This is a genomic window from Rhodopirellula europaea 6C (assembly GCF_000338295.1).
Classification (GTDB): Bacteria; Planctomycetota; Planctomycetia; order Pirellulales; family Pirellulaceae; genus Rhodopirellula; species Rhodopirellula europaea.
In genome coordinates this window covers 179,095-192,127 of sequence record NZ_ANMO01000211.1, presented here as the reverse complement: position 1 = coordinate 192,127, position 13,033 = coordinate 179,095, and the positions used below count along the sequence as shown (strand labels likewise).

10 protein-coding genes are annotated in these 13,033 nt (G+C 53.9%); 7 read left to right on the top strand and 3 right to left on the bottom strand.

Translation table 11 applies throughout. From position 1 onward, the window contains the following. The 7 genes from RE6C_RS21970 to RE6C_RS21940 all read left to right on the top strand — a co-directional run. Nucleotides 1-1,308: MFS transporter (locus tag RE6C_RS21970; RefSeq protein ID WP_144054850.1), on the top strand; the 1,308-nt coding region annotated here is incomplete at its 5' end. Next, a complete protein-coding gene (locus RE6C_RS21965) occupies nucleotides 1,305-2,354 on the top strand; it encodes a Gfo/Idh/MocA family protein (protein ID WP_008660178.1) in 1,050 nt (349 codons plus the stop codon). The genes RE6C_RS21970 and RE6C_RS21965, both read left to right, overlap by 4 nt. Then, entirely contained in the window at nucleotides 2,351-2,998 is a 648-nt protein-coding gene (locus RE6C_RS21960) for a cyclase family protein (RefSeq protein ID WP_008660177.1), read from the top strand. The genes RE6C_RS21965 and RE6C_RS21960 overlap by 4 nt, the downstream gene beginning before the upstream one ends. 75 nt (nucleotides 2,999-3,073) lie before the next feature. Further along, on the top strand, nucleotides 3,074-4,474 hold the full coding sequence (locus tag RE6C_RS21955) for a four-carbon acid sugar kinase family protein (protein WP_008660175.1): 1,401 nt from the start codon (nucleotides 3,074-3,076) through the stop codon (nucleotides 4,472-4,474). A 22-nt stretch (nucleotides 4,475-4,496) separates the two neighbouring features. Further along, the gene (locus tag RE6C_RS21950) at nucleotides 4,497-4,913 is read left to right on the top strand and encodes a VOC family protein (RefSeq protein ID WP_008660174.1); all 417 of its coding nucleotides are present in this window, start codon (nucleotides 4,497-4,499) and stop codon (nucleotides 4,911-4,913) included. A gap of 77 nt (nucleotides 4,914-4,990) precedes the next feature. Continuing rightward, complete coding sequence (locus RE6C_RS21945; protein WP_052035022.1) at nucleotides 4,991-5,449, top strand: hypothetical protein; 459 nt, start codon at nucleotides 4,991-4,993, stop codon at nucleotides 5,447-5,449. Between the two features lie 66 nt (nucleotides 5,450-5,515). Beyond that, on the top strand, nucleotides 5,516-6,373 hold the full coding sequence (locus RE6C_RS21940; protein WP_039962957.1) for a hypothetical protein: 858 nt from the start codon (nucleotides 5,516-5,518) through the stop codon (nucleotides 6,371-6,373). Nucleotides 6,374-6,474: 101 nt separating this feature from the next. On the opposite strand, the gene RE6C_RS21935 is transcribed toward RE6C_RS21940, so the two are convergent. The 3 genes from RE6C_RS21935 to RE6C_RS21925 all read right to left on the bottom strand — a co-directional run bounded on the left by RE6C_RS21935 (nucleotide 6,475) and on the right by RE6C_RS21925 (nucleotide 13,017). Then, nucleotides 6,475-9,567 (bottom strand): PAS domain S-box protein, encoded by a 3,093-nt coding sequence (locus tag RE6C_RS21935; protein WP_008660170.1) that lies wholly within the window; start codon nucleotides 9,565-9,567, stop codon nucleotides 6,475-6,477. A gap of 59 nt (nucleotides 9,568-9,626) precedes the next feature. After that, nucleotides 9,627-10,052 (bottom strand): response regulator, encoded by a 426-nt coding sequence (locus RE6C_RS21930; protein WP_236618421.1) that lies wholly within the window; start codon nucleotides 10,050-10,052, stop codon nucleotides 9,627-9,629. A gap of 397 nt (nucleotides 10,053-10,449) precedes the next feature. Continuing rightward, a complete protein-coding gene (locus RE6C_RS21925; RefSeq protein WP_039962956.1) occupies nucleotides 10,450-13,017 on the bottom strand; it encodes an ABC transporter permease in 2,568 nt (855 codons plus the stop codon). Between the last annotated feature and the right edge of the window lie 16 nt (nucleotides 13,018-13,033).

Sequence of the window (13,033 nt, the reverse complement as noted above, 5' to 3'; positions counted from 1 at the left end):
GCTCCGATGCCCACACGCTTTCTCCTGATACTCGGCGCGTTCTTGCTGTCCGTGCTGATGTGGGTGGATCGAGCTTGCATTTCGGCCGCCAAAGAAGAGATGGCGACCGACCTTGGGTTTTCCGACCAGCAAATGGGCTGGGTCATGTCGGCCTTTGCTTTGGGATATGCCCTTTTTCAGGTGCCCAGCGGCAAGCTTGCTGACCGATTCGGACCGCGGCGGGTGATGGCAGTGGTGTGCCTGATTTGGTCGGCCTTCACAGTGTTGACCGGCGTCGTTCGTGGATTGTCCGCCATGATCGGATTGCGATTCTTGTTTGGGATGGGCGAGGCGGGAGGTTATCCGACACTCGCACGAGCGTTCACGTCTTGGTTGCCCATGAACGAACGCGGTATCACCAACTCAATCAGCTTTTCAGGCGGCCGATTGGGGGCCGCACTCGCGATGCCCGGCGTGGTTTGGTTGATCGGTGCACTCGGTGGATGGCAACAAACGTTTTGGTTCTTCGGTGCGATTGGAATTCTCTTCGCGGTGGTTTGGTTCCTTCTGTTCCGTGATCTGCCTGAAGAACACTTTGCCGTGTCAGAAGCCGAAGCGGCGCACATCATCGAATCGCGGTCGCCAAAGCGTGCCGGAACAACCGAAGATGTCGCGGAAGCTCCCATCAAGTTCACTCAGATGTTGCGGTCGACCAACATGTTGATGTTGATGGTGCAGTATGTGGCGCACAACTTCACGTTTTTCTTCACCGTCAGTTGGTTCTTTCCGTACCTGAAGGAACAGTACTCACTGACCAGCCAACAAACCGGGCTCTACGCCGCGGCGCCGTTGCTGTTTGGCGTCGTGGGAAACTGGTTGGCTGGCTTCACCGTGGATCGACTCTACAGCAAAGGCCAATGGAAACTTTCTCGTCGGCTGCCAGCCGCGATTGGATTTGCACTGGGTGCGATTGGAATGAGCCTATGCGTCAACATGACCAGTCCTACGTCCGCGGTCATTTGCATGTGCATCGCAATCTTTGGAAGTGACATGATCCTCAGTCCTTCCTGGTCAACTTGCATGGACATCGGAGGCAAGAGCGCCGGTGCCGTCAGTGGTGCTATGAACATGGTCGGCAACTTGGGAGCCTTTGCGACTTCGCTTTCGTTCCCATACTTGGTGGCCTACTTCGACGCACACGAACCGTTCTTTTATTCAGCAGCGGTCCTGAATGTTGTCGCAATCTTCATGTGGTTCCGAATCTCGCCTGACCGTTCCATCGCGGAAGAACTCGGCACGTCTTCGCCATCAACAGGAGCGGCAGCATGAATTCACCATCTGATGGACGAATCTACCGAGGTGCCGTGATCGGGGCCGGCTACTTCAGCCAGTTTCATTACGACGCTTGGAAGAGAATGCCAAACGTCGAAATTGTTGCTTGTTGCGATGTTGACGTGGACAAAGCAAACGATGTGGCTCAAACACACGGCGTGAAATCGGTCTACTCGGACTACCGACAGATGCTCGACCAACACCAAGTCGACTTCGTGGACATCATCACACGTCCCGACACGCACCTCGAGTTGGTCAACGAAATCTCGAACCGGGGAATCGCGATCATCTGCCAAAAGCCGCTTGCACCTACGGTGGAGGAGGCTCGCCAAATGGTTTCGTTGGTGAACGAAAGAGGCATTCGCTTCATGGTGCACGAGAACTTTCGTTTTCAGCCTTGGTATCGCGAAATGAAGCGACTGATGAATGATGGCGTGATCGGCGATCGTCTGCATTCGCTTTCTTTCCGCAATCGTGCCGGCGATGGACATGGCCCCGAAGCGTATCTGGCTCGCCAGCCATACTTCCAGACGATGGAAAAGTTCCTGATCTTCGAAGCTGGCATTCACACGATCGACACCTTTCGGTATCTCGGCGGCGAGATCGAACAAGCCTGGTGCTGGCATCGCAAACTCAATCCAGTCATCGCTGGCGAAGACACCGCCGTTGGGGTATTCCGTTTTCAAGAAGGTGCGATGGGGCTGTACGATGCCAATCGCTTCAACGAATCCACTTCAAACAATCCTCGCTACACCTTTGGCGAATTTCTGCTGGAGGGCGACGGCGGCAGCATTCGGCTGTATGACGACGGACGCTTGACGATTCAGAGCCTTGGGGAAGCCGAACGCGATCAAGTCTATTCCCCTAGCCAACATGGTTTCGCCGGAGACTGCGTATTCGCGACGCAGCGACACTTCATCGACAACCTTTCGTCCGGGAAGCCATTCGAAACAGACGGGCCGAGCTACCTAAAAAGCTTGGCGGTGCAGGAAGCCATGTACGCGTCTTCCGAGTCCGGATGCTGGGAGTCGCCTCAACGATGAAAGTGATCGATTTAACGCTTCGTATTGAACCTGGTATGCGAGGCTACGAATGGGAAAGCAAGTTCACCAAAGCCAGAGACGGATGGAACGCGAGCACATTGCACCTCTATTCGCATTGCGGCACTCACATGGACGCTCCGCTGCATTTCGAAGCAAGCGAACAAACAATTGATCAAATTCCGCTGCAAGATTGTTTTGGGACGGCATGGATTGTCGATCTGACGCACCTGCCGCCCAAGACTCCCATCGAGATCGGACACCTTGGCGAACTGGCGGAAAGTTTTCCCGCTGGTGACGCTCTGTTGTTCCGGACGATGTGGAGTCAACACGTCGGTGACCCGGCTTACTACCGAGACAACTTTCAGCCGATCAGCCCCGAATTGGCACGCTGGATGGTTGAGCGAAAGGTTCGATTGATTGGTGTGGAACCACCGTCCGTCGCGGATGTCAACGATCTGCCTGCCGTCACCGAGATCCATGAGATACTGCTCGGCGGCAACGTGATCATCGTTGAAGGACTGACCAATTTAGACTCACTCCCGGGGCCAACATGTTTGTTCGGCGCCACTCCGCTGAAGATTGCCGGGGGCGACGGTGCTCCCTGCCGCGCATTTGCTCTGTTGGATAGTCCGATCGAGCCCTGAAATTGCTGTGCTCGTTGCTCGACCGAACAATTGTGTTTGGCCATTTCCCCCAAAGTTTCTCTTCGACGTTTTGCCATGACACTAACTCTCTCGAAAGCCCTCGAAGGCATCGCGGAAGAACGCTCGGAATCATTGCTCGATCAAATCCGGGACAACAACGACCGATCCAATCGCAAGATCGTTGTGTTGGACGATGATCCAACGGGGACGCAAACCGTCTACGACACTCCGGTTTTGACCACGTGGGGCGTGGACGAATTGGCCGCAGCGCTCGAATCGCCAGGAAATCTGTTTTACGTCCTGACCAATTCACGTTCATTGACGGAGCCCAAGGCGATCGAATTGGCGAACGAAATCGGAGCCAACCTGAACGAGGCGGCCCAGCAAACCGAGCAACGGTTTGTGGTCGTTAGCCGCAGTGACTCGACCCTGCGAGGTCACTACCCCGCCGAAGTCGATGCAATTGCAGCAGCCGTTGGTACTTCCGACGCCGTTCACGTGATCGCCCCGTTCTTCTTGCAGGGGGGACGCTACACGATCGGTGACGTTCACTATGTTGCCGAAGACGAACAGTTGATTCCCGCGGCGGAAACGCCTTTTGCGCAGGATGCGGCGTTTGGATTCCAAAACAGCAACTTGAAGCGTTGGGTAGTCGAAAAGCACGACGGTAGCATCGGCGAAGACCAAATCGCGTCGGTCGATTTGAACGAACTCCGCTCGCCGGACCTGTCGTCACTTGCTGAACGATTGGCCAAACTAACGCCGGGTTCAGTCTGCATCGTCAATGCGGCCTGCATGCGAGACATGGAAGCATTTGTGCTTGCCGCACAGAATGCTGAACAACAGGGGCAAACGTTCGTCTATCGCACGGCCGCCAGTTTCGTGCAGGCATTCGCTGGGTTGGAACCACGCGAATTACTGACGCAGGATGAAATGGTCGATGGCGATACGCAAACCGGGTTGGTTGTCGTCGGTTCCTATGTTCCAAAAACAACCCAGCAACTCAAGTGTTTGATCGACAACGAACCCGATCTGAAGTCGGTCGTTTTGGACGTCGACAAGCTGCTGGCCGATGACAGCGAATCCTATCTGCAGCAGCTCACTGAGTTGGTCAATGAATCGCTCCAATCATCCAACGTCGTTTTGTCGTCTTCTCGAAAGTTGGTGACGGGCGGTGACGCCGCATCCAGTCTCTCGATTGGCAACCGTGTGTCAGACGCATTGGTTTCTGTCGTCCGAAGACTTACCAAGCGTCCACGATTCTTAATCGCCAAGGGTGGCATCACATCCAGCGACGTCGCAACGAAAGGTTTGCAGGCCAAACACGCGATGGTGCTGGGTCAAATTCTGCCCGGAGTCCCGGTGTGGAAGATGCCCGCCGACAGCCACTTCCCAGGAATCGCATACGTTGTATTCCCAGGAAACGTTGGTGGCACAAACGCGTTGCTCGAAGCCTTCCAAAAACTCAAAGCCTGAACGATTCCCTTCCGAGGTTCCCGTGTCTCAGTCGCCACTGTTTAACAAACTTGATCACATCGCCATTGTGGTTCGCAACACTGACGAAGCCCTGTCGTTCTACCGCGATCAATTGGGACTTCCGGTTGTGATTGACGAAAACATCGAATCAGGAAACGTTCGGCTGACCCATTTGGACATGGGCAACCTGCATCTGCAATTGGTGCAACCGTTGACCGATGATCATCCACTGATGGACCATCTGAATCAGCACGGTGAGGGACTTCATCACCTGTGCTTTGAAACTGAAGACGTTCGGGAGACCTTTGCCGAGCTGCCTAGTCGGGGCATGTCTCCCAAGAGCGACACGCCTCATGATGGTGTGCTCAGCAAGAAAGCCGGCTTCATCGATCCCACAAAAACGCGTGGCGTGATCTGGGAAGTGACAGGGCCGCAATAGCTGGTTCGATGTCAATTCCATCTCAGGTGCGTGTCGCCGTTCAGTTCGCATCGTTGCTGCTGGTGAGCTGGACCGTCATGACGTTGACTCACGAATTAGGGCACGTTGTTGGCGGATGGTTTGGCGGTGCAAGCTTGGTTGATTTGGAATTGTCGCCCTGGCGGCTCCCCTATTCGATCCACTCACCCGATCCACATCCGTTGCTGACGCTGTGGTCTGGCCCAGTCCTGGGTGTCGTGGTTCCGATCGTAGCCGCCATTGCAATTCGCATGCGCGTCGTATGGTTCGTTGCGGACTTCTGCCTTCTCGCAAACGGAAGCTATCTGGCATTGGCGTGGTTGGCCGGTGATCCGCACTTGGACACGCCTCGATTGTTTCAATCGGGAGCCACGACGCTATCCGTCGCTGCCTACTGCATTCCTACGATTTGTTTGGGATACGTGCGTTTCCGCAACGATTGCATTTTCTACTTGAGCAGCGTTGACTCACACGGCGACGGGAATATCTCCGAAACGCCCGACGGCGAACCAGATTGACCTACAATGCGTTCCCCGCCTCCGATGTGGCTCTTCACCTCGGCAACCTCCCACCACGCCTGCCTCATGTCTAATTCTGTGATCCTCGTTGCACTGCTTGTCCTTTTCGAGGTCGGTTCGCCGACCGCTTCGACAAAGAAGACACCAACTCCGCCGATCGTCATCGACACGAATCCGCTGGAAGGAAACACTCCGCGGATTCTGCTGGTCAATGAAGTCAAAGATGTCTGGTCGAAATTGAAAGTGACCGAGTACACACATCGAAAAGAGAGCGTCATCGACCTCGAGAAAGGCGTTGTCAAATTCGACTGCAGCGGATTCGTCGGTGAGGTCTTGCTGAAAAATGCATTGCCGGACCACTATCAAGAAATCAGAGAGCACCTAAAGAAGCACCGCACCTCCATCCCATCGGCCGAGAATGGTCGCATGTGGATGACTCGACCACTCGCGGGACTGTTCTACGACTATTTCGAAGAACAGCAACCGGACGATTGGCTTGTCTTCCGCAACGCTGCAGAGCTAAAGCAAGGTGATTTGATTGTCGCTCGGTACGATGATTCATGGCGTTTTGAGCGGGACAACGCGAGCACGGGTCACATCATGGTGGCTTGGGATATCGAACCTCTGCAGGAAGACTCGACCGTTCAGGTTCGTGTATTCGATTCGTCAATGGGAGCTCACACCAAAGAACTCGACACTCGTCACCAGACCGAAAGCCCCGTCGAAGCCGTTTCAAATACTGGAATTGGATCCGGGGTGATGCAGTTCCGATTGGACGACGAAGGAGACGTCAACGGTTACAAGTGGAGCCTGACCAGCAAGCGATGGCACAACATCGCCGGGTCAAAACAAGCCTCAGGATACAAATACTACGATCGGCTGAGAGGCATTCTGTTTGCAAGACCGATTCAAGCCGACAAATAGGCGGAATAGCACTTCTTCCATGTTCGCTACCGATCACAGCGTCTGCAAGTCCTTAACGCGGATAGCGTGTCACGTTGCACTGCTGGGATCAAGCTGCCGGACTATCCAACAGTTGCCTCCATTGCATCTCCTGTTTCGACGGCTCCTGGTTCGTTGCCCTCGGGGAGCAAATTGGATTCCAAATCGACGTTGGCCGGAAGCGTGATCGTGAACCGCGTGCCTTGCCCGGGTGCGGAGTCTACTTTAATGGTCCCACCATGTTGTTTTACAACAACGTCATAAACGATCGCAAGCCCTTGGCCAGTTCCTTTTCCAACATCCTTCGTAGTGAAGAACGGATCGAATACTCGGCACTGGACGCTTTCTGGCATTCCAGTTCCAGTGTCACTCACTATGATTTGAATGTCATCACCAATGTTGCGGGTCGCAACTGATATCGTGCCGAGCTCGTGCGATTCTCTACCGGTTCGGTCCTCAATTGCGTCGGCCGAGTTGACCACGAGATTCAAGATCACTTGACTCATTTGCGCCGGAAAGAGCGGAATGGGGGTAACAGTTTCATCCAACTCCAATTCCAAATGTGCGACGTACTTCCAATGATTCCGTGCCACGGTGGTCGCGTCGCGGATCAATTGATTCAGATCGGTGATGTTTTTGTCCGACGTGCCAGGATGCGACATCGTCTTCATCGCTCGCACGATATCAATCACGCGATTGGATGCATCATGAGCCTCCTGAATCGACTCTGTGATGTTGCGTTGCAAGGAATCGAAACGGCATGACTCTTCGGCCTTCGGTACAACCCTTCGCGCCAGCTCACTCGGATTCTCGTCATTCCGCAGTTCCCGATAAGAATTGATGAGAGCAAATGCTTTGTCAAATGCCGTATTCAGATATTCGACGTTACCAAACACGCATTGCATTGGCGTGTTGATCTCGTGAGCGACACCAGCGGCAAGCTGACCGATGCTCTCTAGTTTTTGAGTTTGCGCGAGGTGCCGCTGCAGTTCCTTCTTGCTTGAGATATCACGGATCACTAGCTGCTCATAGACCCGCCCCGATAGTTCAAATGACACAGCAGAAATGTCACATTCTATTGGCCGTTTGTCCTTCGTTTGATGCGTCCATTCAAAATGTCTTTTTCCAGTTCGACGGATCAATTGCATGATCTTGTCGCCTTCAACGTCAGAACGCTTTCCATCAGGCTGATATTCGGGTGACAGAGAGAGAACATCGACGCCTCGCATATCCTCTAACGAGTTGAACCCAAACAATTCAAGTGCTCTTGGATTGCAGTCCAATACTTCCCCATCGGACAAGAATAGGATCGCATCTTGCGACGAATAGAACATTGCTTGCGATCGCTTCGTGTTCTCGATGAGCGCTGTTTCTACACGCTTTCGCTCATTGATCTCCATCGTTGTACCGGCCAGGAAGGTCGCCCGCCCATTCTCTGCACGCTGAACTGCTTGCCCGCGAGCAAACAACCAGCTGTATTGTCCGTCCGCTTGGCGGCACCGCCATTCAATTTGAAAGACCTCTGTTTCTCCTTGTATGCATCGGCCAGTTTCTCTTTTGACATGCTCAAGATCTTCCTGGTGAATACGATCAAACCATGCTTCGGCTGGATCACCATCCTTGGAGGTTGTATGCCCTGTTATCGAATAGCATCGGCTGTCGTAGATGATTCGATCCTTCTGAACATCCCAGTCCCAGATCGACATTCTGCCCCCGTCCAATGCGTACTCAATTCGCTGCGTGGCTTGCTTTAGTTCTTCGGCTGCCTGGTGGGCTTCGGTAACATCATTCTTGATCGCCAAATACCCAATGTGTTCTCCGTCGACATCGTGAAGCGGCTGAATATCAAGAATCACCCAATAGTGCTCTCCGTTCTTTCGACGATTCAGTAGCTCCCCATAGAATCCACTTTTCTCACGCAGCGCATTGCGTATTTCCGCAATCGTTCGCCGATCAGTCTCTTCACACTGTAGGAAACTACCAGGTGTTTTTCCAACCACTTCGTGTAGTTCGTACCCGCTGATCCGTGTAAAGCCTTCGTTCACCCAGGAGATTCGTCGATCGACATCAGTGATAATAACGGAGTTCGTCGTCCGCTGAGCTACCATCGCCAACTTTCGAAGATCCACAGTCATCTTTGCAGCGGCTCGATTGGCTCTGTATGCACTTGAACTCAAGAGGAATACCAATGTGGAGACCAGAATTGTGCAGCACGCTCCTCCTAGACCGACCGTCCAAACCAATGAAGAAGCGGTCGTCGCGAAAACGCGTGTTGGAAACATCTCGATGTTCCAGCGTTGGCCGGCAATCGTTTCTGATGTTCGGTGTTTGAAGTGACTCGCGTATGAGTCGCCTAACTCGCCGCTTGAGGCGACCTTGAATGCTCCCTCGTTGTCTTCCTGAATATACAGATGGTACCCAAGCTCCGCCCCGGTTGCAGCTTCCAAGCCTTCGAATACAGCTGAGGTGTCGATGACCATGCCGACCCAACCGACAATTGATTCCAACCGCTCAGTTTCGTTCTTTGGAAGGCCTCGGTAGTGAGGAACCATGTAAAGAAAGTTCGCTTCATTCGGGTTCGTACCGACAAGTTGCAAACGCGGTGTGATACATGCCTGCCCAGTACGAGCGGATAGCTCGGCCGTTCTTCGGCGTGAGAGATCTTCGCCCATGTCGAAACCGATTACCTCGGTAAACCGTGTTCCAGGCTGAACAAACTTGACAATGAATCGCGCCGGAATGAGTCGATCATCACCAACTCGATCGTAAGGAACACCAGCGGTTTGGGGAGTCAACAATCGCAGTGGAGGCAAGCCAGACGCGACCAATTCATCGCTAAGAGATCCCAGTGCCTCTGGGGTGTCAGGCACAATTTCTAAGTAGCCGAATGCTTCTGCCCCGAGAAACTCATCGTCAAAATTGATTTGTGAAAGCAGGTTGGTGAACTCGTCGTAGCGAACTGATTCGCTAGCCGAAAAGAGACACTGGACCGCAACCAATCCGAGTTCACTCTGATGCATCCGACGCTGAAACTCACCGTGCAATCGGTCCGCTAAATGCTCAAACCGGACTTGGTCGTAGCGCATCGCGGATCGACGAACAACGTTCACTGTTGCGGCCGTCATCAGAATCCCGACGCAAGCAACTACTGATGCGAGAATGAGAGAACGCTTCATGACTCTTTCCTAGGTTAGGAAGATCGGACGCGACTTGCTCGCCGCGAAATATCTGGCGATCAGACGGTAACCGTGAACTGAGCGTCTGCCTGGGCTGGAAATTCTTTTGCATCCCGACAACTGAGAGCACGTTCGATCGCTTCGATGATCTCGCCTCGAGGGGAAGGCTTATTCATCAAACAGAAAACGTTTGCTTCGTCGATTGCCCGCCGTTCGCTCTCTTCGTCTTGGTTGCCCGTCAGGATGATGCAAGGGATCTCGGGCCATTCCGATGCGATCTTCTGCACTAGTTCGACGCCATCCATGATGGGCATTCTCATGTCGCTGACCACGCAACTGATCGGCGATGTGCTTCGCAGGATTTCGAGTGCCTTCTGACCTGAATCTGCGGTCTCGACTTCGTAGTCTTCTTCCATGCTGCGTCTGAGCACACGAAGAACGATGGTATCATCGTCCACGAATAGGATACGCTCGGTTTTATTCATACGGATTCTCCCCACCAAAGTGTGAAACATGAAGAATTGAAAAAGCGGGGCATTACAAAACTAGCCCTACTTTCGAGTGCACACGGCGGACTTCCGCAACATTGCATGAAGCCTCCGCACTACAGCTTCACTCAAACGCGACAATCGTCACGATCGATAGTTTTTCGGTTGGGTTACGCCGAATGCACTGGCATCGACCACCATGTCGGAGCAAACAAAATCACGCGACCGTGCTGATGGGCTGAGCATCAGAACGTGACTTTCGCGAGAGCATCGAAAGGAATGGAAGGGATGACATTCCTGATGCATGCGTTGCAATCGCCTATCAACGCCGCTCACCTGATGGTCGGTTGCCGATCCCCAGAAGGGCGTCAAGCCGAAAACCAACGCCGTCCTCTCAGAAGTCACTGCGGGTAAAGTACACGCAACTCAGCAACAGCATCGCGAGTATAAACACGCCGCAACTAACGATCGGCTTCACGATTCCGTATCGAACGACTTCGCCGGTTTCCATGTCACCACCGCCGATGATGAATGCCTTCTTACCCGACACCATCCCCGCTGTGGTGTCGCCTAAAGCCAACACTTGAGGCGTCAGCAACTCCAGTAGACCGATTCCATACCGGTCGACTCGTCGCCAGAACGATCTCTCCGGTTCGATGCTGCGAATCAATGTCAGGTCAGCGGATTGCAGATTCTTGCTGACCTGAAACTCGCTGATTCGATCGACATCGTGAGCAACAAACATCCGGGCGATCGAAGCGTCTGCGACTGTTTCAACCATTGCGGACTCAATGTCATCGACGGGCAGTGTCGCAATGATCTGCAAACGATGCTCAGACACATCGTCGTCTGCATCATGGTCGAAAACATGTAGCAGATGGCCGTTGCCTTCCGTTGTCACCACGAGGAATAGATTATCTGCCACAGCATGTACTGAGAGCGGTGCGATGTCTTCCGGCCAATCACCGACATAGAACTCACTCAATTCGCTACCGTCCAACACGCGAGCGAGCTCGTCACCGGTGCTGGCAATCACGTAGCGACCTGACGCCGCCAGAACAGGTGGAAGCGGCGTGTCCGACCGAGGCAAGTCGACGGCGCGAGTTCGCTGCCACACATTTTCGACTGGGTCCCCGTCCGGTTCCAATTGTTGCAATTGGCTTCCATTCAGTATCAGCAAGCGTGTTGTTTCGCTGGACCTGCCTTCCGCCGCGTCTTTGACTGGCGGCGGCACCGCCAATCGTATCGGTGGACTGAGAGCCACGTTGCGTGGCAAGATCGAAACAAACTCTTCGGTGGCACCGCCCTGCATTGTCACAAGCGTACTCAACCAAGCACCAATCGAGTTGGATGCCTGGCCGCGCGGCGAACGACCATCTGAACTTTCGTCGTTCTCGTCACCGGCTTCTTTGTCGCTGTCTTCCACCTTTTTACCGATTGACGACAAGATGTCTCGGTTGTGAGTGATCAGCAAATCCGCCGTGTTGACCGCCAACGTATGACCTGAACCTGGTCCGGCCGTCATGCCAATTGGAATCAGCCGTTCCGTCGCGGTCGGCAAACGCAAACCCGGCTGAGGCTTCCAATCGTTGTCACGCGCCAACACGATCAGATCGAGAGATCCAGATCCAAACGGATTGAACTTGCCGTTACGGATTCTCGCGGTCAGAACATGATCATCGTCAATCGCGACCGGTCGTAAAACGCGATCGTTCGACATTGCCTTGCTCTCGATCACCGGCACCCATTGCAGCTGCTCTTCGTCCATTCGATTCAGTCCACCGCCGTTGGTGACCGACAGCAGATCGTCACCGGCACGCACCAGGCCCGCGATTCGATCAGGCTGGACAATTCGCGTGTCGAACACACCCGCAATGATGCTGAAAACCAAACAAATCGCCGCCAATGCGCCTGCGGCCGCGATCGAGATGATTGGCGATCGCCATTTCAATCCAGCGGGAACGGAGACACTGAAGAAAACCGCGAAAAGAAAGACCGCAACTGGAATGCACCACAAAATGCGAGGGTTCCAGATCTCTAACCGCAATCCCGCGATCAAATACAGTCCGATGACCAATTGTGCGACACATAAAAACACGAAGGCACACCCACCGACAAACTTCGCGATCAGCAATGCGGGACGAGAAACAGGCTTGCTGAGCAGCAGATGCAATGAACCCGTTTGCAACATGTCCGGGATGATAGACGCGGTGACCAAGATGCCCAAAAAGACCAGCACGAAACCGAGCAACCAGTGAACCAATGTCGGAATCACAAACTGATTGAACAAAGATTCGAATTGAGTTCGATCGATCTCGAAACCCGTCGGGAAGTCCAACGTTCCGTAGGTCAACAAGACTGATCGCGCGCTTCTCGCTTCGAACACGCCGGGCAATGCGGCTTCGATTCGCAACCGAGCCCTGCGTCGGACCAAGGAATCCGACAGTTCTTCCGCGGGCATCTCATCGAGCTCACGAAGCTCTCGTAGGCGGACCGTTTCTTTCCATGCGACCGCGTCATACCAATGCCGCGAATTGCTGTCTTTGTCAGCCTCTTTTTCGGACTCGTCGTCGTCGACTTTACCCGTCGCGAGTTTGAACTCTTGATCGATCAACTCATTCAATGCGTCGGTCAACATTGGCAACGGGATTCGAACCTCATCGCCTTCCCCGACCCGTTTTAGCTTTCTCGACAATTCCTCGGGCATCGCCTCCGCAATCCGGCCCAGTGGAGCGTCTTCTTGGCTGGGATCGACCATGCCCTGTGCGAGCATCGCCTTCATTCGCGTCCCGTTGTAGACATCGAAGAAACGGAACGTCGTCGTGTAATCCTCGCGGACGCCGATCGGGGCGAGCATCGCCAGCAGGATCCAAATGGCCAGCATCGCTGCCCACAAGACACGCGAAGCCATCGCGGCGTGAAACGAATCCCAAACCACGGCGAAATAGGGTCGCCAATTCAAAGCTTCTCTCCCGGGA